The organism is Sphingobacterium puteale, assembly GCF_003627955.1.
Classification (GTDB): domain Bacteria; phylum Bacteroidota; class Bacteroidia; order Sphingobacteriales; family Sphingobacteriaceae; genus Sphingobacterium; species Sphingobacterium puteale.
Genome location: NZ_RBWS01000023.1, coordinates 77,101 through 102,939, shown reverse-complemented (window position 1 = coordinate 102,939; position 25,839 = coordinate 77,101). Strand labels below are relative to the sequence as shown.

Sequence of the window (25,839 nt, the reverse complement as noted above, 5' to 3'; positions counted from 1 at the left end):
AAGGAGAGCTAGTTCTCCTTTTTATTTTTGTGGAAGCTAAGACAACAACGTAAAATCTATCTGTCGTTTATCCAGATCTACTTTCTTCACACGGATCTGTACCTCATCGCCCAACTGAAATTTCTTTTTCTTCCGCTGGCCGATAATCGCGTAGTTCTTCTCATCCAGTACATAGAAATCATCCGTGATATCACGTAAGCGTACCATACCCTCACACTTGTTCTCCTCAATCTCCACATACATACCCCATTCGGTCACACCCGAGACAATACCGGTATATTCTGTGCCGATCTGATCCTGTAGATATTCTGCCTGTTTGTATTTGATGGATGCGCGTTCCGCTTCGGCTGCCTTTTTCTCCATCTGTGAAGAGTGCTCTGACATTTTCTCATAGTGCTCGGCATTGACCTTTGTGCCACTATCCAGGTAGAACTGCAAAAGACGGTGAACCATCACATCCGGATATCGACGGATAGGGGAGGTGAAATGGGTATAATAGTCAAATGCCAATCCATAATGGCTTGTTTTCTTCGTCGTATAGATGGCCTTGGCCATGGAGCGCACCGCCAAAGAGGTCAGCATATTCTGTTCCTTGCTGCCTTCGATCTTGGTCATGATAGCATTTAGGGATTTTGCTGTTTCCTTGTCTGTTTTAATGGTCAGCTTATGGCCAAATCGTGCCGCAAATTGCGAAAATGTCGTCAATGTTTCCGGATTCGGCACATCGTGGTAACGGTATACAAATGTTAATTTGTTTTTACCGCGGCCTTGCTTACCGATATACTCAGCCACTTTACGGTTGGCCAACAACATAAAATCTTCGATCAGCTTGTGTGCATCCTTACGTATTTTGGTATAGACACCCGTAGGTTTGCCGTTTTCATCCAGGGTAAATTTGACTTCCTCACTTTCAAAGGCGATCGCACCATTCTTAAACTTACGCTCCCGGAGGATGTATGCCAGTTCATTCAATTTTAAAATCTCAGTACTGAAATCACCGGATTTTGTCTCAATGACTTCCTGTGCTTCCTCATAGCTAAAGCGCCTGTCCGAATGGATAACCGTACGGCCAAACCATTGATCGTGTATATTGGCTTTTTCATCCAACTCGAATACCGCCGAAAAACAGAGCTTGTCCTCATGTGGTCGTAATGAACATACGCCATTGGACAATCGCTCGGGAAGCATTGGAATAACGCGGTCTACCAGATAGACTGATGTAGCCCGGTTAAAAGCTTCCTTATCCAGTTCGGTATCCGGAATCACAAAATGTGATACATCGGCAATGTGCACACCGATCTCGTAATTGCCATTCTCCAGCTTTTGGAACGATAGGGCGTCATCAAAATCTTTGGCATCCGCAGGGTCAATCGTGAAGGTTGGAACTCCCCTGAAATCACGTCTTTTGGCGATCTCTTCCTTGCTGATTTCCTCCGTAATTTTATTGGCTTCTTCTTCTACCTTCTTTGGGAATTCCAGTGGGAAACCGTAGTCTGCGAGGATAGCATTCATCTCGGTATTGTTCTCTCCCTTGACCCCGAGGACATGCTTGACGGTACCAACCGGATTCTTGCTGCCGCTTGGCCAGTCAATGATCGAAACCACAACTTTTTCCTTGTCCTTGGCACCATTCAGGTTGTCCAGTGGTATAAAGATGTCGTGCAACATCTTGCGGTCGTCGGCGATAAAAAATGCGAAATTATTTGAAATGCTGATTGTTCCGGTAAAGTCGGTTTTGGCCCGTTGTAAGATTTCGACAACTTCGCCTTCTTTTTTACGTCCACCTTTTCTTTTCTCAAAAGTATGTACTTTGACAATATCCCCATGCAGAGCCTGCCTTAGTTTACGGGGTGCAATATAAATATCGTTCTCAAACTCATCGTCTGGGATGATATAGGCAGAGCCGTCAGCCGTCATATCCACTTTTCCGGTCACATATACTTTAAGCTGCTTGAGGTTGAACTTTCCACGCTCAACCTCGACAAATAGTCCACTCCGGACATTATCCTGTAAAATATCGGCAATGGCAACTTTGGAATCGTTGTCCGTCAGATTCAATTTGGAAGAAACTTGTTTATAGTTGAGTGGCTTGTTTCCTGATTTTTCGAAAATATCGATGATCAGTTGTGTTAATACCTCTTTATAGGGATTATCTTTTCTTGTCTTCATTCGTTTTATTATTTACTCATTCGTATTAGCCACCAAGTCATTTGCATGATAGCCAATGTGTAAAACAGTGGTTATTAGACCCGCAGGTACAATAAACCAGCTATGTGCGCAATCACTTATCAAGTATGGTTGCGGTGTTGATACAAGGTACAAAAAAAATCAGCATTCACCTGTACAATAGCCGAGCCAATCGGAGCGAATCCAATTATCAAACTATAGACAGATCAAGCGAAAAATTGTTTTGAAGCTGTACGTTGTGATTTATTTTTTACAATGGTTACATACGCCGAGTGCATTTACGGCAATCGCTTCCAGGCTAAACCCATTGGGGATATTTACTTTTGGTAATGTAATTTCATCCAGGCAATAGACCGAGTTGCATACCCGACAGATGAAATGTACATGTTGGTCATGATGGTCGTGTTCGGAGCAGTTGGTGGAACACATGGCATAGGTAGCGGTTCCGTGCAGATCAAAGATCTTGTGGATAATACCTTTTTCCTCAAAACTGGCCAGCACACGATACAAGGTCACACGATCGATATCCTTACCCAATAATTTCTCCAATTCAGGTTGAGAGATGGCCGAATCTTTTGTTGAAATAATTTCAAGTACCTTCAACCGGGGTTGGGTGACTTTTAAGCTATTCCGTTTCAGGATTTCTGGATATACGGTATTGGATTGTTCCATGGACTTCTTCGTTAAACCTTAGATCAACTACAAAAATACGGAATTTATCCGCATAAGAAAACCGATAAGGTTAAGATTATTGTCATCTTCTCCTTATCGGTTTAAAACCTATACCGAAATATAGTCTATTTTATTTACCCGCAGCTTTTGCGTGGTCAGCTAAAAATGTTGCTAAACCGCTGTCAGTCAATGGGTGTTTTAATAAAGATAAAATTGCCGACAATGGGCCTGTCATCACATCTGCACCAATTTTAGCACAGCCCAAGATGTGTGCACTATGGCGTACAGAAGCGGCCAAGATCTGTGTTGGATATTGGTAGTTATCATAGATCAGACGGATATCTTCGATCAATGCCAATCCGTCGGTAGAGATATCATCCAAACGGCCAATAAAAGGAGATACATAAGTCGCACCTGCTTTTGCCGCCAATAGCGCTTGACCAGCGGTGAATACCAATGTACAGTTTGTTTTAATCCCTTTTTTGCTGAAATATTTGATTGCTTTCACGCCATCTTTGATCATAGGAACTTTGACCACGATCTTGCTGTCAAGAGCTGCTAATGCTTCTCCTTCTTTAATCATTTCTTCATAAGTAGTCGAAATAACTTCAGCACTCACGTCGCCGTCAACAATTGCACAGATTGCTTTGTAGTGGTTGATTACGTTCTCATCACCGCTGATACCTTCTTTAGCCATTAAACTTGGATTGGTCGTTACACCGTCTAATACGCCTAAGTCCTGGGCTTCCTTGATTTGCTCTAGGTTCGCTGTGTCAATAAAAAATTTCATTGTGTATGTTATTGAATGATAATTATTTGATTATTTTAACGTTCGAAATAATAGGTGCAAAGTTATTGATTATATTCCAGTATTACGCATTGATTTCAATGAATTGCATCATTATTTTTGCAAATAAGAACCTCTTCTCTTTCTTTTTTGTTATATTTTTATAGTATTATCTTTCAATATGCAGGTTTTTAGGTCTCTCCATTATAGAAACTTCCGTTTACATGTTATAGGACAAGCAATTTCCCTGATGGGAACGTGGATGCAACGGATAGCGATCAGCTGGCTGGTGTATGAACTGACAAGTTCTGTGTTTTGGTTGGGTTTCGTTCAGTTTATTTCTTTATTGCCCTCGTTGGTATTGTCGCCTTTTATCGGAAGCTTCGTCGATAAGCACAAAAAATATAAATTGGTATTATTGACGCAGATCGGCCTGATGATACAGGCTGGTATACTCACGTTGGTGGTTTACCTCAGGTGGGAGAGTGTGCTGTGGCTCTCGGTTCTCGGTCTGATACAAGGGGTCATCAATTCCTTTGATGTGCTCGGCCGGCAGTCGTTGATGATGTATCTGGTCGGTGACCGCAAGGATCTGCCCAATGCCATTGCGCTCAATTCGACTATCTTTAACGCTGCCCGGATGCTGGGACCCGCGATTGGGGGTATTTTGCTCAGTACTTATGGCGAGCTGGTCTGTTTCGCATTGAATTTTATCAGTTTTGTACCGGTTATCATTACATTGCTGATGATGCAGGTGGATGAAACCAAAGGGCAGCTCAGTAAAGGGAGCAACTGGGAAGGCTTGGTTGAAGGTTTCCGCTACCTCAAGCGTTCGCCACATATCTCCTCCTTGATTATTATCATGACGTTTTCCAGTTTGATTGTGATCCCTTATACCTCGCTCTTACCGGCCATAGCAAAAGAAATGTTCCATGGGGATGAACGCACTTTCTCCTGGTTTGAAAGTGCAGCTGGATTGGGAGCTATGATCGGCGCATTTAATATGGCTCGCTTGAAGTCCGGATCAAACCTGCGGTATCAGGTGATGGGGGCTGCTGCGCTGATGGGACTGGCCTTGCTCTTCCTTGCTCATTCGAATATCTTGCAGATGGCGCTCGTCTATGTAATGCTGGTTTCCTTTGCCATGATGATGCAGAACTCGAGTATCAATACTTATATTCAGACACATGCCATACCGATATACCGGGCCAGGGCTATTTCATATTATGTCATGGCCTTCCAGGGAATTTTTCCGATAGGAACATTGATGATCGGCTCCTTGGCCAGTTATTGTGGTCTAAGGGCGACTTTATATACCATGGGGGGATTGGGGATATTGATCGCTATCCTCTATTATACTTACCTTCGCCTACATATCCATAAAAGGCTTTTTCGATTTTAGTATTGAGTAGTTCGTATGGAGGATTTAGATTTTTGGGAGTACAAGCCGGAGGTTTACTTATTCTTGATTTTTCGGTCGCGTAAGCGTAATGTCTGCTTGGCGTAATCAATGACGGCGCCATAGTCGGCAAAAATATCACCCCCCAATACCCCGATGACGGGATCAAGTTCCATTTGCCCGTAGGCATAATTAATGGAACTTAAGTCCAATACTGCAGTTTTTAATTTGTTGATTCGCCAGGTGCCGATCGCCAGGCTGGGGATTTCCATAGTAAAGCTCTCCATGGAATTGGTACCGAGACCAGTTGAAAGGGTTTCTGATGGCTCCAGCAGCAACTGATCTTCCAGAAGATGTGCCATTTGGGTTTTGTCAAATACGGTTTTAGATGCTCCTGTGTCAATCACCATTTTAAAATTGCGTTCGTATAGTGTTACATCAACTAGAATATGTGTTCCTTGCCCTTGAAGATCCAGGATTTGAAATGGTACTTTTGTCATATTCCCAAACATAGCCAAAAATTTAATTAAAAAAAATTTTGACGCCGGCTTATTATCTTCACCTCAAAAGTAAAATTTAGGGGTGTCATCTGTCAGATAGAAGATAAGGGAGAAATAATCTATTCTTTTAATGGCGGCTGTAGAGTGTGGGCAGCCCGGTCGGAATATTACAAAAAAGGCTGTCATTTAAAATAACAGCCTCTTTTTTTCATTTGCTTATACCAATTATAATGCATTGATTTCTTTCAATACGTTATTCATGGCACGTACCGCATCGGCACTCTTACTGAATTTTTCTTTATCCTCCTCATCCAACTGCAATGGAATAATACGGTCCCATCCTTTTTTGTTAATGATAACCGGAACACCTAGATTAATATCTTCTTGTCCAAATTCCCCTTCTAGGTAAACAGAAGCAGTAAATAATTTACCTTGGTCGCGCACGATGCTTTCCACGACGGCAGCGGTAGCGGCACCGGGGGCATACCAAGCTGAAGTACCGATCAGACTCGTTAATGTGGCCCCACCGACCATCGTCTTATGGACGATCTCTTCCTGCTCCTCAGCTGTAAGGAAGTTGCTTACCGGAATGCTGTTCCACGTGGAGTGCTTGATTAACGGGATCATCGTGGTATCACCATGGCCACCAATGACAATGGCGTTGAGATCCGCCGCCGAAGCATTTAATTTTTCACTCAATTGATATTTGAAGCGTGCAGAATCCAATGTTCCTCCCATCCCGATAATCCTATTTTTAGGCAAGCCACTCGATTTGAGTGCAAGATAAGTCATCGTATCCATTGGGTTGGATACAATAACAATAATGATATCCGGAGAATGTTTTACTAAATTCTCTACCACTGATTTGACGATATTTGCATTTGTTCCGATCAATTCCTCACGGGTCATTCCCGGTTTACGGGGAATGCCAGAAGTAATGACAGCAACAGTGGAGCCCGCAGTTGACAGATAGTCATTGGTTACACCTTTGATTTTGGATTCAAATCCCAATAAGGCCGCCGTTTGAGCCATATCCTGCGCTTTTCCTTCCGCAAATCCTTCCTTGATATCCAATAATACAATCTCCTCGGCGACATTTCGACGGATTAAATTGTCTGCTGTAGTTGCGCCTACAGCTCCAGCACCAACAATAGTTACTTTCATATGTAAATTATTTGTTTATTATGGGCATATGGAATATCCAGTCCATTTTCACGAATGCTTGTACCGTTCTTTTGCATGGATATTTCATGAGCATTAATGTGGATTAGTAAATAATGCTTGAATTTAATGAATTATTATCAGTAAATCAATCAATTTCACTGGAATAACTTGATTTTGGAAAGATAATAGAAGGGCCTGGGCGGATTTTGCTGTTTGCTATGCTTGTTATTACAAGAGTCTTGATTAAGGGGTATTTTGCATGTGTAAAATCTTCATGCAAAATACACCAGTAGTCTGCACTTATACTTATTTTGCCGGAACTTCAATCTCGATGGTTCCCTCTTCCAGAGACAGGATGTTTTTACCCTGTAAACTGCCTGTTTTCTTTAAATTTTCAAAGAATTCTTCTGTAGTTCCTGCGTGGGCAACTTGGATAGTTGACTTGTCTTTTTTAAATTTTAGGTTTGCGTTTTTTACACCTTTGCAGGAAACTATGTTGTCCTTAAATTTGTCAACATCATCATAGGATGCTAATCCTACGACATGTATAGTTGTTGCTGGAGCCATAGTGCTTTCAGCTTCCTTTTTGTCTTTTTTCTTAAATAGACCGCCAATTGTTTTCAGGGTTTTACCGGCTTTGTTTACCGTTTCCGCAGCTCCATCGGCCATATTCAGCGCGTTGTCGACCTTGGATTGCGCGAATGCACTGTGGCTTGTGGCTATTGTGATTAATACAATTCCCAATAATCCACAAATCTTCATGATGTTTGATTTCATAATCTTTGAATTTTAATTGTTCTTCATAAAGAATATGTACGATATCCTTTTATTTGTTTTGAAAGATAAAGTTATTGAAGCTGAAGATCAGAAACGCTCCATCTTATAAGGTGGGCGTTTTTTGTGGCCGTCTATCAGGTTAGACATGCACGAGAGAAAATATAAGTCAATCTAAAAAAGACTGAGCCCGACTTTTTTATCGGGCTCATTAGTTTGATTATTATTTTAATGCTGTTCAACTTTTGAACTGCATTTCATGGCGAGAGAGTCTAGAACGGATATCCAATAGCCAAATTGAACATCAGGTTATCTTTTCGCCACTTCGAACTGCCAAAATCTATATCTTTAAACACCCAACGTTCTCCTTTTGGTAAGTAAGGGATTCGGAAGGGAATCGAAAAATCCGTCCGGACAATCAGGAAAGTAAAGTCAAAACGTAGGCCGGCGCCACCGCCCACGGCAAGTTCATTTAGAAAGTTTTTACTGAACTTGGCTCCGGGTTTGTTGACATCCTCACGTTGCAACCAGACGTTACCAGCATCAATAAATGCTGCCCAATGTACAAAACCGGCCAGCTTAGCGCGGTATTCGGTATTCAATTCCAATTTGATGTCACCGGTTTGATCAGCATAAAACAGGCCATTGCTCAGTTTTTCCGGAGCAAGGGTTCCCGGACCAATAGCGCGGGCGCCGAAGGCACGGATGCTGTTTGGACCGCCGACATAATATTGTTTCAAATAAGGTAGGGAGCGCGAGTTCCCATAGGAATAACTCAAACCGAGGCTCACCCTTGAAGCTAGTTGTGAATTCTCCGATAATTTAAGATAATGTCTTCCGTCACCGCTTATTTTGATATACTGAGAGAAGTATGCGTCAAATAACTTGAAGGTTTTGCCTTTATTAAAATCCGCTCCCTTGATCAGACCGAGGATATTGCCCGACAGGTCTAAATTTCCTTTGAAATAGAACGTATTCTTCAAATGTTGCTTCATCGTATTCTGGAACGTGAAGTTGTAATTTGGTCCGATCGTAAACTGGGGATCGATCGCATGCCGCAAAGCAGGGATCGTATCCATTTGCTTTTGGTAATTCTCCGAAATGCCTTTCGGCTGTACATAGGTAATTTCCAGTAAAGCCAAATCATGCTGCTTTTCTTCCGATTCCTGCCAGATGTAACCATAGTCCAATGCAATGGAATTGAGGGTATAAGCCTTGCGACGGTTCAAGAATTCGTATCGGCCTTTCACATAGGTTTTGGGAATAAAGCGACGCGAGGGATTGATATGCCCGAAGGGAGAGAGTATCCTCGGAAAAGTTACTGTAGCTTCCATTCCGTAGCGGTAATAACTGGAATTTAGATCCGCATTTCCCCCGGTCTGTGTTTCATATCCGCCAAAGACGTTAAAGCTCAATTGCTCAGCGCCTTTAAATGCATTGCGCAATGTCCAGTTGACGTTTACCTCTGTACCGTTGTAGACTGAAGCCATTTTTCCTAAAAGCTCTACCCGCAACGATTTTTTTGGCAACGGTGTCAGATAGTAGTAGACATCCAGTGCATTGGGGACTTCCTTGCTATCGACAAAATTGTTCTTCACAAATTTCCAGCTATTTAGACTGACCAAATGACTGATTGTTTGGTTGTGCGCCGTACGGTTATAGACATCCCCCGGTTTAAAGAAAATATGATTGGCAATGACCGGCTTCCGAAAGGTACGCCTTCGATCAATAAAATAGTAACTGCTGTCAAAGAGTTCGGCATTGCGCGTTGATCTTTGGTAGCCCGAACTGGTCTCTGTGTAGTTCGGGAAAATATAGATCTTATTGATTTTAGACGGGATCTTCGCTTGGGCAGGTGTTTCCTTTTTTACGGTCACATACATGTCTACCCGATTATTTCGATGTGAGCTATCGACTTCCACCAAAATATAATCCGGACTAAAATAGTAGTAGCCCTTGTTCTTAAGGTCATTGTCAATACGGTCACGCTCATTCAAGATAACATCAAGACTGTAATTTTTCCCTATCTGGAGTAAGCTTTTGTCTGAAGATGAAAGAATATCCCGTCCCAATTGGCTTGTGCTATCCATGTCAAACTTGACCGATTGTATCCTATAGATCAGATTCGGTTTAGCCGTATAATTGATAGTTGCCTTTTTCTCTTCAACCAAGGTGTCTGATTTAACCTCGGCATTGAAAAAGCCAATGTTTTCCATGCGGTTACGTAGGAGATTTTCATTGTACTCACGGTTGACATCGCTCAACAGAACGGGTTCTTCTCCAATTTTCTTGAAGAATCTTTTGATCATGTTTTTGTTGGCGGAATCACCGGCCATATTGTTAAAATATAGCTTAAATGGGACACCTGCCAGACGTTTATTGGGTTTGGGCATCAAGGACGACTGGAGATAGGTCGAAAGTTTTTCCTTGTTCTCTTTTGAAATGGTGTCTGAATCTATAATGACATTACCTTTGACATACAGGCTTTCCCCTTCTTTCAAATTCTTGGTAGAAGAGCAGGATGCTATGATCGTAGTCAGTGTCAATATTCCGATAGCAAATTTCAGCTTAGCTCGCATGATAACTCCTTTCCTCATCTTCATTTTTAATCGCAGTCGTTCTGATCGTATCTAATTTTGTTTTTGGACCCGGATTTTTTGGCGCATTCTTGCTTGAGTCCAATTCTTGTTTACGTTTTTCTTTTTCGCGTTCTTCAATACGTTTTCGATATGCTGGACTATGGAGCATCAAACTGTCTCTAATCACTGTACGTACACTGTCCCGATAGACCGAGTCGGTTTCCATCCGCTCCACATTAAAGCGTTTCCTAAACCCTTTGCTGTCGGTATCATAGTATTCTTTGAGTTTTTTTGAACTCATCCATATCTCTTTAAACTTATTATAATCCATATTAATAATGAATCCGATACCTGTTTCCACATATTGCCCTTGAAGGGTTACTTGATATTGGTTTTTGCGATACATACGGGCAAAATAGCGGCCATCTTGTGAAAGTTGGTAATCCAATTGAATATCGCCAGCGATATTATTGGACGCTTCGCCAGGACGGGTATTGCCTTCAACTTCAAAATTGGAACCTATCGTAATTTTCAGCCGGTCATTGAGGAGCATTTTTGAGACGCCGATATTCAGATCTGTCCTTGTCTGCCCAGCCCCGGTAGTATAATCTTCTTCAGAAGTCAAGTTGAAATCCAATTCTACACCCGTAATTAATTCTGAAGCCAAACGATTTAACTGTCCACTCAAAAACGAACTGATGCTGTTTCTGACAATCGCTTCTGTGCCGCCGCCTCCGGATAAACTTTCAAATGGATTAGTCGACATAAATCTTCCCAATACAATGAGTGAGAATACCTGCTTATTAAGTTCTGAGGGGTTTTCGCGGAGGGTAGTCAATGCATTGTTTACTTTACTGACCACGTCTTGGGATACAATAGAGTTGTTCTCATCCAAATCAATGTCAAAACCCAATTGCGGCTGGAAGAGCTTATCCGTAATTTTTAGCAACACGTTGAATGGTACACGTTGTTTATACAAATTTGCGTTTTCCGAACCCAATTGCGTCGCGACTAATTCCAACGTAGGCGCTTTGGTCGTATATGCTGCTGTGATATTCAGTCGTGCATCCAAGGGGTCTCCATTCCAGGTGATGGTACTTCCTTTTTGGAAGGTAAAATCTTTTTTCACGGGACCAAAACTAAACGAGTAACTCCCTTTGTCTACAGTAAATGTTCCGGACAAAGTAATTTTGCTGCTGGCATCTATACCGGCATTTAATTCAGCCTGACCCTGAATATTAAGAGCATCCTGGGAGCCTGCATCCAGAAGAATTTTAAATTTAGCCTCTTTGTCTGTCTGCAGGTTGAGGTCTACATCCATTCCTGTCAATCTGGTAACGGTCATCGAATCCAACTTGGCAAATACATTCGCACGGGTTGTATCACTCTTATCAACAAATTCGACCACCCCTTTGCGGTCAGCCATCCCGGGGTTTTCATTTGGCATGACAAAGGTGAAGTCAGTTTCGTCAAGTACTTTGATTGTTCCATCGACAACAGGCTTATCTAGGTTTCCTCTGATCCGTAGATTGGAGGTTAGGTACATCTTACCATAGAACATGTCGTTGTCTGTCTGGGTAGAGTTGAGCACCTCAAAATTGTTGGTATTGACATTGAGATTAAAATCAAAATCAGTATAGGTTTTTGTATCGATCGACCCCGTCACCTTAGCAATATTTCCTTTTTTGTCTTCCAATGCAAATTTAGGAAAAGTGATTCCGTTATTACCAAAATGTATAGTTTCATCTTTTGCTTTGAAAAGAGCATTTAACATCGCGATATTAAATTGGGCATCTTTAAACTTGACATCGCCATCTATAAGCGGCTTGGAAGGGGAGCCTGTTATTTTTAATTGACCTTCGAGGTTTCCTTTTGACTCCTTCAGATAGCCCAAACTAAATGCTTGCACAGTCTGCATGGTCAATGGCTTAATATCCAAGGTGAAATCCAGACTCGATTCTCCTTTCGGTGGACTGATAAAATCCCCACTTAACACCACGTTGTTGCCATTTTCGCTGATACTGATGTTTGCATTATAGGTGTTTTCTTTTTCATTATTGACTTTGATGTTCACATTTCCAACGGTATCTTTCCCAACATAGAATTTATCGATGACCAGATCCGAAACAAATACAGGATTACTTTCCAGTCGTGATATAGTAGCCTGCCCATTGATGCCACCGCCCAGATCCATAATATCGCTTTCGAGCATTTTACTTATAGTCTCAATACGGAAATTATTGAAGGAAATATTGACAGGCGAATTCAAAACGCTGTCCTGCGAAGTGATACTCAATTCTTGCCCCTTGTTGCTCAGGACAAAGTCTTTTGCCTGAATCCCCGTACTTCCAAATTTGAGCACGTTGGACGGATTTACGGTCCATTTGTCGTAGTTCAGCATGAGTCCGTCCTGTAGTAGACTAAAGACAAAGGCCCCATTGTCCACGCGCATATTGGCACCTAAATGATATTGTTCCTTCTCTTTCTTGTCTTTGATCCATAACCCGAAATCCAGATTATTCTGGATGACCTTACCACTAAACACGGTATTGACTAGTTCAATATTACTGACCTTGATCTTATTGATCAAAGCAGAATAATAAAGGGTGCTATCCAAGGTATTGATATCCAAGGTAACGTTATTTATTTCTGTTCCGTTATAGATTATTTTAGGGGCATCCAGTTTGGCCAATATGGTTTTCGTGGCACTATTGAACATTCCATCTAGGGTGATATCTTTCATTTCTGTCAATTCCGGGACAAAATCCTGTACAAATTTGGTACGGGTCAGCTGCGCTGAAAACTCGATATTCTGTGGTTCATAGGGGGGTACCTTCACCGGTTTTCCAGGTTGATAATAAACTTGCAAAATATCTTGAATAGCATTTTGTAGCTCTAGAATCTTATATTTCCCAACCAAGTGGGCATTGAAAAAAGCAGATTTAAGAAGCAACAAATTTCTGGATGTATCCGATTTTGCAATCAGGGAAATACTGTCCAAGGAGTAATAGGCATCGTTGTAGGCAATGGACGAGTTGGTGATATGTGCCTCCCCATTGAGAAAGTTTGGATCAGCGGAAGTAAAATGACCGACCATCTTACCGTGGTATTTGAAATCGTCCGCCATTAGCTTCAGGTTTTTGAGGTTGATGGTATCCACCATCAATTCAAAATCTACCTGTGGATACTTGGATTTCATATTGGCCGTGGCATCCAGTTTCAGCTTAATATTGGGGTCGGGGCTCACGACCGATGCTTTGATGTCACCTTTATCTGCAATGAGATTCATATCGATATTCTGATACCGATAACCCATGGCATCCATGCGGTTTACTTTACCATCGAAATTGGCGACAAGTTTCCTGAGATCCGTGCCATGTCCTTTTATTTTTCCTTCAAAGGAAAGTATACCTAAGGTACTGTCCATTTTCATGATCTTCCCAATATCAAAATCGCGGATACTAACAAGAGCATCGTAACTGGTATCTCTGTTTGCCATGCTGACTTTACCGTCAAATTTTGCTGTTCCTTTTTCGGTTACCAATGAAAGATTGGTGTCAAAAGCCGTCATACCGCCTTTAAAGGTACCTGTTAGTCCGATCGTATTCGGCAGTTCGATATTGGCCGGCAGCATGGATTTTGCAACGAGTTTTTCAATATCGGAACGTCCTGTGGTTAATTTTTTCAGATTCAGGTCAATGGACATTTTATCCACATTTGGCAGTCCTTTCAGTCGCATACTGGCGATTATCCGCGTATTGGATAGCGTCTGGAAATCAATATTGGGAATATTGAGGTCGTTTAACTTGCCTATCACGCGTCCATCAATATTAAACTTTTTATCCATCAAAGGTTTCATGACCTGCATCGTATCGAGGAAAGGAGCAAAGTAATAAATGTCGCGCATATCGACATGACTCTTTTTAAGCGTCGCATTCACATAGATCAGTTCTGGTTTTTTGGTAATGATATCCAGAGATGGGTAGGTTACTTTGAAGTAATTCCGAATCAGTGTACGTGGTGTTTCCGCATAGAGGTTTTTAATTTCTGCCCCTGTATTTGTATACTTGAAGTCACCTTTGAGCTGTTTAATAACCAAGCCTGAGTGATCGGATGCCGTCAGCTCATTCAGTGACCCACTAATGGAGTCCGCACTATAATATAAGTCGGTTAGATTTGTTTTTATCCCCGGAATTTTAATATTGAAGTAATCAAAGCCTTTCATGCGTGCCTGATTGTCATCTCTGTAGGCCAGACTTGTATTATTGATGCTGATATCCTTGGCAGAGACAACCCACTTAATTTTTGTGGTATCGGCTGTCGTGTCGCCTTTGGGCGGAATTTTCTTTGCAACCTTTCCAAAGAGCACGTCATTATCGGCACCATCAAGTTGGATGGTCTGGAGATCGACAATTTCTTTGTTTAAATCAATCTTGTTGATATCTGCCCGAAGATTCTTTATATTAAACTTGGTTTTCAGAGCACTGGATTCATCCTCATACCGAACCAGGATATTAGTCAGCTCGGCGATCTGTATTCCCACATCCGGAAGGAGCGTCGTTGTTTTTGCTGTCTTGTCCGTAATCCCAAAATCTTCGACCGATGGAGCTGAACCGTCAACGGCCGGCTTCCATTGTTTTACGGTCGCATTCAATCCTTCTATTTTTACCTTCGGTAGGTTGAAGGCCATATTTTTGGTCAGGTCAAATTTTTTAATATTGGTATTTAGCGTGCCCAGATACACATCAGCGCTCGTTCCGATAACATCGTCAGCATAAACGATATGAGATTTATCAAGCTTTACCTTGTCCAGATTAAAAACGAGGGCAGAAGTGGTATCTGCGGTAGGTTTACTTTCCTTTTCGGAGGCAAATGCTTTGACGATATAATCAAAATTAAAGGAACTGTCAGGCAGTGTTCGTCGAATTTTTGTAGTGATCCCTTCCGCTTCGATACTTTGGATTTCTACGGTGTTTTTCAGAAGCTTGAGCATGTTGATGTCCACAGCGATGCTTTTTCCGGCAACGAGAGTGTCCTTGCTCTGATCTTCCATATAGATATCTTGTAAGACTAACTTTTTCGGAAAATCAATATTGATGTAACCGATTTTAACCGGAGTGCCTATTTTCCCTTCGACATAATGCGTTACTTTTCCGGCAATATAGTTTTGAACGGCGGGTATCCGGATCAAAAATACAACTAGAATAATCAGCGCAATTATTACTCCAATAATCCACAATATTGTTCTGAATGCAATTCGGGTAAATCTGTTCAACGTATAATTTGATTTAAGTATCTATTAATAAAAACTAAAACGGAAAAAAGTTTGCAAAGTTTTTCAGATATTAAGTTATATCCCGCCGTTTCAGCAAACTAAGATAAATTTGCTTGTATATGCAAGTTTAATTTCTGCTACATAACGTTTAATTTGCGCTACGTATAGATATATGTAAACCTTGAGCCGCCCTCCCTCATCTCGCGCTAAATCGTGCTATTGAGGAGGTATCTACAAACCCATCAAATAATTGACCAAACCATTTTTGGAGTATAAAGTTTTTTATTTTTTAATTTTATACTAACAAAAACGTACAATCCCTATTAATTTCTTAATAATAGGAATTTTCCCTGACAGGATCCTGTCGTTTTTGTTTGGATGAACAGGATAATTATGCCATCAGTTTTTTATATTTCCTCCAATTTTCAAATACGACCCATATTCATAAAAAGTAAGCCAAACAAAACACAAACAATATTCTTTAGGATTTTCATGATCGTAAATTTTTTAAGGTCAAATTAGTTGACAGTGATCGTTGTCGGTGGTTCTGAGGGACCATCCTTTTTATCCTCTTCCTTCTTTTCGCTATTGCGCTCTACCGTAATTGTGCATTCGGTAAGCAAGGCTGCCACGGCGCCTATTGCGGCAAATACCGGCGCCAGGATCAGTCCGATCGCGCCAACTGTAATCGGAAAACTCATGATTTCTTTACCATGCTTGTCCGAGATACTGATTTTATTTACATTACCCTCTGCAATGATTTCTTTGATCTTTTGTAAAAGGTTTTCTCCGTTGATTTGAAATGTTTCCTTGAATCCCATAATGATATAATTTAAGTTCGTTCTTATAAAGTTATTCATTTTTTTACAGGAATCCGTATAAAGTTAAAAATCAACAATGAAGCTAGCATATAAAAGGGGTACGATTCTACCAGGCCATAAATGGACAGGAAAGTGCACCTCAAAAGAAGTCCCGCGGGTTTCGCGGGACTTTAAAAAATTATGATATTATGGTTTTTAACCTAACGCCGTTAAACTTTCTTGAAGGATCTTAATTTTAGCCTCTGCGTCTGCCTTCTTGCTTTTTTCGTTTTCAACAATTTCAGGTTTTGCATTTTGTACAAAGCGCTCGTTTGAAAGCTTTTTGTCTACAGACACTAGGAATCCTTTCAGGTAATCCAGCTCTTTTTCGATACGCTCGCGCTCAGCATCGATGTCGACATTATTTTCCAATAACACATAGCATTCATCTTTTCCTGCCAGGAAGCTTGTTGCGCCGGCTACTTTTTCAGTTACAAAAGTGACAGACTCCAGATTGGCAATTTTTGTGATGATGGCAATGTATTGCCCAAGATCGATATCAGATTGTTGATTAATGGCCAGAGGTAATGCTACTTTTGGAGAAATACCTTTTGAGTTGCGGATATTACGAACTTCGGAAATGATTTGTTGCGCTACCGCAAAATCTTTGATAACCTGCTCATCAAATACGTTGACTTTTGGAAATTCAGCAACAATGATACAGTCCTGCTCCTCTTTTGCGCCGAACAGTTCATCATGCCACAGCTCCTCCGTTAGGAAAGGCATAAACGGATGTACCAATGTCAATACACGTTGAAAGAAAGATGTTACTTTGTCTCGGGTTTCCGAAGCGATAGGAGAACCATAAGCCGGTTTGACTAATTCAAGATACCAGGCACAGAAATCGTCCCAGACCAATTTATATGTTGTCATCAGGGCATCTGATAAACGGTAGTGTTTGAAGTTTTCTTCAATTTCAGCCAATGCCTGGTTGAACCGAGCATCAAACCATGACGCCGAAATTTTATCTGCTTGCGAAGCCGGAGCATCAATAATCTCCCAGCCTTTTACCAGACGGAAGGCATTCCAGATCTTATTGGCGAAATTACGGCCCTGAACGCAAAGCTCGACATCAAAAGGCAGGTCATTCCCAGCAGGAGCTGTCAATAACATGCCCATCCGTGTTGCATCGGCACCATATTCATTCATTAGATCAATCGGATCTGGTGAATTACCTAAAGATTTTGACATCTTGCGGCCTAGCTTGTCGCGGACAATACCAGTGAAATAAACATTTTCAAAAGGCAATTGCCCACGGAATTCGTAACCCGATACGATCATACGTGCTACCCAGAAGAAAATTATATCAGGTGCAGTGACTAGATCCTGTGTTGGGTAGTAATAGTTGATCTCTTCATTTTCAGGTTCATTGATACCGTTGAATACAGAAATTGGCCATAACCAAGCTGAAAACCAGGTGTCAAGCACATCTTCGTCCTGACGCAAATCTGTAAGCGTTAGACCCGCATTGCCCGATTTTTGCTGGGCCAGTGAAAGTGCCTCTTCGGCGGTTTGAGCAACAACAAAATCGTCGTTACCATCGCCATAGAAGTAAGCAGGTATCTGATGTCCCCACCACAATTGTCTGGAAATGTTCCAATCTGTTACATTTTCCATCCAGTTACGGTAGATATTTTTGAATTTAGTTGGATGGAATTTAATGGTATCATCCATGACATTATCCAAGGCAGGTTTTCCCAGGTCTTCCATTTTCAGGAACCATTGGTTGGAGATCTTAGGCTCAATAACCGCACCGGTTCTTTCCGATGTGCCGACATTATTGGTATAGTTCTCTACTTTCTCCAGCAATCCTTTTTCTTCAAGTTCTTTTTCGATCTCTTTGCGGACTTTGAAACGATCCATGCCGGCATAATGTAAGCCGTTGTCATTTAACTTCGCATCGTCTGTAAAGATGTCCACAAATTCCAGATCATGCTTTTTGCCGAGTTCGTAGTCATTGACATCGTGTGCCGGAGTTACTTTAAGACAGCCCGTACCAAATTCCAGATCAACATATTCATCCTCGATGATATTCACTTTACGGCCTACAATCGGTACAATTACCTGTTTTCCTTTTAACCAGGCATAACGTTCGTCATTTGGATTGATACATACGGCCGTGTCGCCAAAGATCGTTTCAGGGCGAGTGGTCGCAACAACAATATATTGATCTGATCCTTCAACTTGATATTTCAGGTGGTATAATTTCCCGTTCTTTTCTTTGTAAACAACTTCTTCATCCGAAATATTGGTTTTTGCTTCCGGATCCCAGTTGACCATGCGGTAACCACGGTAGATTAATCCTTTATTGTAAAGATCGACAAATACACGGATTACCGATTGATATAATTCAGGATCCATGGTGAAACGGGTACGGTCCCAGTCACAGGAAGCACCTAGTTTTTCCAATTGTTTTAAGATAATACCACCGTATTTTTCTTTCCATTCCCAGGCATGTTTTAAGAAATCCTCACGCGATAAGGACCTTTTATCAATGCCTTGCTCCTTTAACATAGCGACGACCTTAGCTTCAGTGGCGATGGAGGCGTGATCAGTCCCCGGTACCCAACAAGCGTTTTTACCCTGCATACGTGCGCGGCGAATCAAAACGTCTTGAATGGTATTGTTCAGCATATGACCCATGTGCAATACGCCAGTGACATTCGGTGGCGGCATTACAATCGTATAAGGTTCACGTTCGTCAGGAGTGGACCGGAAAAATCCGTTCGCTTTCCAATAGCTGTACCATTTTTCTTCAGCTTCTTTTGGATTGTAAGTTTTCGCTATGCTCATTTTAAATTTTATATTCAAATTTTTAAGGAATACAAAAGTAAGGAATTCTATGTTATTTTCCTTGTTATCATTGATCTTGTTATTGATTGTAGATCAAAGACGAGGAACTAAAGATGAAATGGGCAAGCATTAGAGATGAAAGATCGAAGACAATGTCTAAAGAGGCAAAAATTAAAAAGTTGGAACCATCCGAATAAGCCGAAGGCTTGTACAAGCAGAATCTCAGTACTCAATACTCAATACTCAATACTCACTACTCACTACTCACTACTCAAACCTTAATACTTTTTTAATCTTTTCTTCATATTACTAGTCAATTAGCCAAGTTTTAATGTAAATTAATGTAAATTTGCCTGTTTTATTTTTACACGAAGGGATGCAACGATTTGCGAACGAACTTAGAGCGTTAACACAATATTTCTTGTTTTGGCTAATTGTCTGTTTTTTAGACAGATTTATCTTTATTTCTGCTTTTTTTGAGAAAATAGGGACGGATCATTTGACTGAAATTTTTAGAATTTATTTTCATGGATTAAGCCTTGATTTTTCAGCGGTATCCTATATCTGCGCCCTTCCATTTCTTATTTATTGTATTCTGGGATTCTTTCCAAAGGTTCAGCCAAAGCGTACCATCCTTGATGTTTATACCGTTATTGTACTCGTTTTATTTTTCGTAACCAGCTTTATCAATGTCAATATCTATCGCGAATGGGGCGACAAAATATCGAAACGTGCGATAGATGCTTTCTTGGCTTCACCTTCCGGAGCGGTAGCTTCAGCAGAATCTACACCGGTTTTTCTTCCGATATTGGGGATGTTAGTGGGCATATTCTGTGGCTATTTTCTTTATCGCTGGATGTTTAAAAAGGTGCATTTTTATAATGTTAAATCACCGGTTGGCAATTTTTTTAAATTGGTAGTAGGCGTCTTTGTTCTTTTTACCTTTATCCGCGGGGGCTATGGCCGCGCGACACTAAACCCCAGTAAAGCTTATTATTCCGAAGTTACCTTTTATAATCATGCAGCGGTGAATACACAGTGGTCACTTTTGCGCGATTTTTTCACCAAAAGCACAAAGCTGAAAAACCCTTATGATTTCTATGGATCGGACGATAAGGCTATTCGGGAACAGCTAAAGCCAGTTTTTCAGAGCAAGCCCGATTCGGCAGTCGAGGTATTATCCACCACGCGTCCGAATGTTGTCATCATTATGCTGGAAAGTTTTGTCGGCGATCTTATTCAATCTTTGGGCGGTGAGAAGGGAATTACACCTCATATGGAAGAACTGATCAAAGGCGGGATTTTGTTTGATCATATCTATTCGGCGGCTGACCGTTCGGACAAGGGCATGGTTGCTATTTTGAGCGGATTTCCGGCCCAAGGACCGGAAAGTATCATTAAATATATTGACAAACATGAAAATATGCCTGCCATTGGGCAGGAATTTGATCACGCAGGTTATGAAACCTCATTTTATCATGGCGGACAAAGTGAATTTTATAATTTCAAGTCCTATATGTTGACACACGGGATCTCCAGAGTAGTTGATAATGGCAGTTTTGGACTGGATGCCGAAAGAGCTTCCTGGGGCGTTTACGATCATGTCGTGTTTAATCAGATGATCAAAGATTTTAACAAAGAAAAACAACCGTTTTTTTCAACGATCTTTACCTTGATCAATCACGAACCATTCGAATTAAAGCATGGTTACAAATTTGGTAGTACCAATAATGCAGATAAGTTTAGAAGCACGGCCAACTATACGGATTCGGCTGTTTTCGATTTCATTGGCAAAGCCAAAAATGAAGCATGGTATAAAAATACGCTCTTTGTAATTGTTGCGGATCATGGACATCGTTTGCCCTCGGAAAAATGGGAGCTTTATCACCCGAATAGATTTCATATTCCGTTGATCTTTTTTGGCGATGTAATTAAGCCTGAATATCGGGGCAAAATCTTCAATCGCATAGGAAATCAAACGGATTTGGCAGCCACGTTATTGACGCAGCTGAAGCTCCCAACCAATAGATATCATTGGAGCCGTGATTTATTCAACCCTACGACATCGCAAATTGCGTTCTATAACTCCAAAGATGCTTTTGGGACAATCACACCCGAACAGGCGGTATCTTTTGATAATGTGGGGCGAATTATCAATTATCGAGCTAACAAAGACTATCCTGCAGCTAAAACAGACAGTATTTTAAATATTGCCAAAGCATATTATCAACAGGTTTATCGTGAATTTCTAAAATATTAACAGGATGAAATTAAGAGGAATACTAGCACCCTATATTGCAGTCGCCATTCGTTTTGCCTTTCTTTTAATCATTTATGCCCTGCTGAGATGGGGATTTTACCTACTGAATTCTTCTTTATTTCCCAACGTAAATGCAGGAAAACTGTTTGTGATGTTTGGCGGGGGCGTCCGTTTTGATACCGTTGCTTTGCTCTATCTGAATATTCTCTACATTGTTATGCAAACGGTACCCGGACCATTCATTTATAATCCCACCTATCAGCGGGTTTCCAAATGGATTTTTGTCGTAGTCAATTCGCTAGGGATCGCCTTGAATTTAATTGACTATGCCTATTATCCTTTTACACTAAAACGGACCACTGGCACAGTATTGAGCCAGTTTTCAAATGAAACCAATTTGTTTAAATTGGCATTTGACTTTTGTCTTGATTACTGGTATCTCCTGCTGGTATTTGCAATGCTCGTTTATGGCCTGTCCAAATCGTATCGGTTGATCAAACTCGAACAACCAAAAGGTTATTCCTGGAAACCTTTCCTGGTTCAGGTTCCCTTCTTTTTAATGACCGCTTTTCTTTTTATAGGTGGTGTCCGTGGTGGATGGGCACATAGCACCCGTCCGATCACTTTGAGCAATGCCGGCGATTACGTAGACACCCCAGAGGAAATGAATATCGTGCTGAATACACCATTCAGCATACTGAAAACTCTAAAGGCTGTGAGCCTCAAACCGAAGAATTATTATCCGGAGCAAGAGCTGGCCAAGATATATGACCCGATTCATCTCCCGCAGACGGATAAGCCTTTCAATAAAAAGAATGTTGTTGTGCTGATTTTGGAAAGTTTTGCAAAAGAGCATTTTGGCGAGCTGAATAAAGATATTCAAGGCGGAAAATATAAGGGATATACTCCTTTTCTGGATTCTCTGATTCGCCATGGCTATACCTTTACTGACACCTATGCCAACGGCCGCAAATCCATCGATGCTTTACCGTCGGTCATTACGGGGATTCCCTCCATTGGTGAGCCATTTGTACTATCGGTGTATTCCGGTAATGAGACCACCAGTCTGGCCAAACTTTTGAAAAAGAAAGGCTATGAAACCGCTTTTTTTCATGGTGCTCCAAACGGAAGTATGGGCTTCTCGGCCTACATGAAACTGGCAGGAATTCAACACTATTTTGGTAAAAACGAATACAATAACGATCAGGATTTCGACGGTATTTGGGGCATCTGGGACGAACCTTTTCTGCAGTTTACGGCCAATAAGATCAACACGTTAAAACAACCGTTTTTTGCGAGTTTCTTTTCACTTTCCTCACACCATCCTTTTAAGGTTCCCGAAAAATATCAGGGAAAATTTCCCAAAGGGCCACTGCCGGTACAGGAACCGATCGGCTATACCGACAATGCCCTACGTGAATTTTTTGCGACGGCCTCCAAAATGCCCTGGTTCAACAATACCTTATTTGTAATCTGCGCCGATCATGCTACGGTAAGTTACCTCCCGGAGTATCAGACCACAGCGGGTGGTTTTCAGATTCCGATTATATTTTATGCACCCGGAGATGGATTGGTCGGCAAAACGGATAAATTGGTCCAACAAATTGATATTATGCCCACGGTCTTAAATTACCTCCATTATGATGAGCCTTATTTTGCATTTGGCTCGGATGCATTTATGCCGGGAAGGGACAATTTTGTGCTGAACAATAATGCAGGAAGCTATAACTTTTATTATAAAGACTTTATGATGTCTTATGATGGTCTTAAACCGGTATCGCTTTATAACATGAAGCAAGATCGGTTGATGAAGCAAGATTTACTTAAGCAGCATCCTGCAATCCTGGATACAATGGAAACCAAGATGAAAGCTTTTATTCAGCAATATAACAATCGGATGATTGAAAATAAGCTGACCTATAAAAGATAAGCCTGCTTATTCCGGTTGCTTTTTCTGTAATTTAGCCCTGATACTCCTGTCGACAACAAATAGGGCAAGGTCATAGGTGATATAGATCAGAGGTAGCGTAAACATGACCAGGAGGATATAACCCCTGGCGTTATGCTCAAAAATGCCATTGACCAAGTAATTTGCCAGACTGGTCCAAAACCAACAAAAACCGTAAAATGACGCCGGTACAATAAGATTTCCTAGCAACAAGGCATAGCGGTAAGAACCTGTTTTGTATTTTTTGTAGATATACCTGATGTGAAAATAGAGCAGTAGAATGGATCCGATCAGGGCAAGGACTTCAGGATTTATCCAAAGAAGTATCTTTGCGGGGAACGATATTTTTTCGCCTACTTCGATTTTAAAACTGTCCTGTTTTCCGGTGGATTCAATGATCCAGTGAACGAGCGTATCAGTTTGCGCTTTAGGAACACCCAAATCCTGTGCGTATGCCTTCATTTTATTCCCCGTATGCAGGTATAGGTCAATCGGGCCAAAGGAAGACCAGTACTTTGAAGGAAATAGGAGATATTCAATTTGATATTTTGTGAGGATATCCCGACGGTCATAACCCATAAATGCACGGTATTGAACTTTGATGCTGTTTTCACCCTTGTGAAGCTTGACCGTAAAATAAAATGCGTCACTCAGGTTAATTCGTTCCCATTCCGCTTTTCCATAGCTGATCTCATAATAACCATCTTTGAACCGTAAGAAAGAGAATTTTGTGTCCGATGGATCCAAAGGGACGGATTTAATCTCTTTTTGGTTAATGGTCACCTTTTCTAATCCATCTAAATTGAGGGCAAGGAATACCAAAGGGAAGTCTATGTTTTCCTCCGCATGGATTATATACTCGATATTGAATTGGCTCTTATCATCATAATCCAATGAGTCGCGCACAAGGTGTATATCAATTCGTTCGCGAAGTACTTTCGCTTTACCTGCAGGAACCAATTGTGCTGTGATGCTGTGTGGGCCAAAAGGATTGGCCATATTGGCAGAGAGTGTGAGCACAGCGAGCAAAAGAACCATCGTCAGACTTATTACCTTTCCGTTCATAATGTTTATTTAATGCATTTTCCGTTCTGCCGGCTATAAATACCTGCTAGGCTTATTTGTTTGCTAAGAGGCTATCAGCGAAATCAAATATCCACAGATGAAAGTATAAATTAAAAAGAAGAAATTAAAACGCTGATTTATATTCGCAACGGCGAATTCGGCAAAAGCTAAATCAGACGGTCTATGCGGCGAGGAAGCGGGAGAGATGATTAACATTCGCATAAAAAAACCTATACGACAATCGTATAGGTTTTTTACGTTAAAATATTCTGGTAACAATTATACGCCCAACAATAAACGAGCTGGATCTTCCAATAATTGTTTTACACGAACCAAGAAGCTTACTGACTCACGACCGTCAATAATACGGTGGTCATAAGAAAGCGCGATATACATCATTGGACGGATCACAACCTGACCATTCTCAGCGATAGGACGTTGAATGATGTTGTGCATACCCAAGATAGCCGATTGCGGTGCATTAATGATAGGTGTTGACATCATGGATCCAAATACACCACCGTTAGTGATTGTAAATGTACCACCAGTCATCTCGTCGATCGTTAATTTGTTGTCACGAGCTTTACCTGCCAATGTAGCAATTGCTTTTTCGATTTGCTCCAAAGACATAGACTCCGCATTACGGATAACAGGTACAACCAGACCTTTAGGTGCAGAAACTGCGATAGAAACGTCTGCGAAGTCCGAGTATACGATTTCATTTTCTTCGATACGAGCATTAACTGCTGGCCATTCTGCCAATGCTGTTGTTACTGCTTTTGTAAAGAAAGACATGAAACCAAGACCGATACCGAATTTCTCTTTGAACGTATCTTTATATTTAGCGCGTAGATCCATGATCGGCTGCATATTGACTTCATTGAATGTTGTCAACATTGCTGTTTCATTTTTAACAGCGACCAGACGTTTCGCGATTGTTTTACGTAAAGACGATAATTTCTCACGACGTTCATTTCTTGAACCAGCCACTGGAGCGGCGGCAGGGGTAGCAGCCGGAGCCGCAGGTTTTGCCGCTGGAGCAGCAGTTTTAGCAACAGGTTGCGCTTTTTCAGCATCTTCTTTTGTGATGCGGCCATCTTTGCCTGTTCCTTTTATAGTCGAAGGATCAATTCCTTTTTCTCTCAAAATTTTTGCAGCAGCAGGGGAGGCTGTACCAGCAGCATAGCTATCTGGATCTTCGTCTTTTGCAACAGCAGCCGGAGCAGCAGTTGATGATGCCTCAGCAGCAGGCGCTGCAGCTGGAGCTGAACCGCCAGCAGGAGCTTCACCTTCTTCAATTGTACAAACGACAGCACCGATTTCTAAAGTATCACCTTCTTGTGCAATGATTCTTAAGATACCTGCTTTTTCAGCTGGTAATTCAAACGTTGCTTTGTCTGACTCCAGTTCCGCGATGTTTTCATCCATCTCCACATAATCGCCATCTTGTTTCAACCATTGTGATAAGGTTACCTCCGTGATAGATTCACCTACGGTTGGTACTTTAATTTCTAAGCTCATATATAATGTTCTTTATTGACAATTGCGTCCTGTAGATAAGACGCAATTGATTTTA

Annotated in this window: 15 protein-coding genes; 3 read left to right on the top strand and 12 right to left on the bottom strand. The window is 41.3% G+C overall.

What is annotated here, in order from left to right:
* Positions 1-36 precede the first annotated feature (36 nt).
* From rnr to fsa, 3 genes are all read right to left on the bottom strand, one after another.
* Positions 37-2,169 carry a ribonuclease R gene (gene rnr / locus D7322_RS24135; RefSeq protein ID WP_121126755.1) on the bottom strand — a complete coding sequence of 711 codons (2,133 nt, stop codon included), beginning with the start codon at positions 2,167-2,169 and terminating at the stop codon, positions 37-39.
* Between the two features lie 261 nt (positions 2,170-2,430).
* Entirely contained in the window at positions 2,431-2,859 is a 429-nt protein-coding gene (locus tag D7322_RS24130) for a Fur family transcriptional regulator (RefSeq protein WP_121126754.1), read from the bottom strand.
* Positions 2,860-2,989: 130 nt separating this feature from the next.
* On the bottom strand, positions 2,990-3,649 hold the full coding sequence (gene fsa, locus D7322_RS24125; protein WP_121126753.1) for a fructose-6-phosphate aldolase: 660 nt from the start codon (positions 3,647-3,649) through the stop codon (positions 2,990-2,992).
* A 178-nt stretch (positions 3,650-3,827) separates the two neighbouring features.
* Between fsa and D7322_RS24120 the strand changes: the two genes are divergently transcribed.
* Positions 3,828-5,048, top strand: coding sequence for an MFS transporter (locus D7322_RS24120; protein WP_121126752.1), 1,221 nt, complete (start codon positions 3,828-3,830; stop codon positions 5,046-5,048).
* Between the two features lie 53 nt (positions 5,049-5,101).
* Here the strand turns inward: D7322_RS24120 and D7322_RS24115 are convergent, their stop codons facing one another.
* The 7 genes from D7322_RS24115 to D7322_RS24085 form a co-directional block, all read right to left on the bottom strand.
* Positions 5,102-5,557, bottom strand: a complete 456-nt coding sequence (locus D7322_RS24115) for a retropepsin-like aspartic protease (protein ID WP_245971448.1) — start codon at positions 5,555-5,557, stop codon at positions 5,102-5,104.
* Positions 5,558-5,770: 213 nt separating this feature from the next.
* Positions 5,771-6,709 carry a malate dehydrogenase gene (locus D7322_RS24110; protein WP_121126751.1) on the bottom strand — a complete coding sequence of 313 codons (939 nt, stop codon included), beginning with the start codon at positions 6,707-6,709 and terminating at the stop codon, positions 5,771-5,773.
* A 306-nt stretch (positions 6,710-7,015) separates the two neighbouring features.
* Entirely contained in the window at positions 7,016-7,486 is a 471-nt protein-coding gene (locus tag D7322_RS24105) for a hypothetical protein (protein ID WP_121126750.1), read from the bottom strand.
* A gap of 269 nt (positions 7,487-7,755) precedes the next feature.
* Positions 7,756-10,086 carry a translocation and assembly module lipoprotein TamL gene (gene tamL, locus D7322_RS24100; protein ID WP_121126749.1) on the bottom strand — a complete coding sequence of 777 codons (2,331 nt, stop codon included), beginning with the start codon at positions 10,084-10,086 and terminating at the stop codon, positions 7,756-7,758.
* A complete protein-coding gene (locus tag D7322_RS24095) occupies positions 10,052-15,337 on the bottom strand; it encodes a translocation/assembly module TamB domain-containing protein (protein WP_121126748.1) in 5,286 nt (1,761 codons plus the stop codon). The genes tamL and D7322_RS24095 overlap by 35 nt, the downstream gene beginning before the upstream one ends.
* 518 nt (positions 15,338-15,855) lie before the next feature.
* Positions 15,856-16,197, bottom strand: coding sequence for a DUF4342 domain-containing protein (locus tag D7322_RS24090; RefSeq protein WP_241254838.1), 342 nt, complete (start codon positions 16,195-16,197; stop codon positions 15,856-15,858).
* Between the two features lie 156 nt (positions 16,198-16,353).
* Positions 16,354-18,990, bottom strand: a complete 2,637-nt coding sequence (locus D7322_RS24085; protein ID WP_121126747.1) for a valine--tRNA ligase — start codon at positions 18,988-18,990, stop codon at positions 16,354-16,356.
* A 376-nt stretch (positions 18,991-19,366) separates the two neighbouring features.
* Between D7322_RS24085 and D7322_RS24080 the strand changes: the two genes are divergently transcribed.
* Together D7322_RS24080 and D7322_RS24075 are read left to right on the top strand one after the other, a co-directional pair.
* Positions 19,367-21,250: an LTA synthase family protein gene (locus D7322_RS24080; RefSeq protein ID WP_121126746.1), complete on the top strand. Its 1,884-nt coding sequence runs from the start codon at positions 19,367-19,369 to the stop codon at positions 21,248-21,250.
* A gap of 4 nt (positions 21,251-21,254) precedes the next feature.
* Positions 21,255-23,180, top strand: a complete 1,926-nt coding sequence (locus D7322_RS24075) for an LTA synthase family protein (RefSeq protein WP_183078828.1) — start codon at positions 21,255-21,257, stop codon at positions 23,178-23,180.
* A 6-nt stretch (positions 23,181-23,186) separates the two neighbouring features.
* On the opposite strand, the gene D7322_RS24070 is transcribed toward D7322_RS24075, so the two are convergent.
* Entirely contained in the window at positions 23,187-24,263 is a 1,077-nt protein-coding gene (locus tag D7322_RS24070; RefSeq protein ID WP_121126744.1) for a hypothetical protein, read from the bottom strand.
* 279 nt (positions 24,264-24,542) lie between these two features.
* A complete protein-coding gene (gene odhB / locus D7322_RS24065; protein ID WP_121126743.1) occupies positions 24,543-25,784 on the bottom strand; it encodes a 2-oxoglutarate dehydrogenase complex dihydrolipoyllysine-residue succinyltransferase in 1,242 nt (413 codons plus the stop codon).
* Positions 25,785-25,839 lie beyond the last annotated feature (55 nt).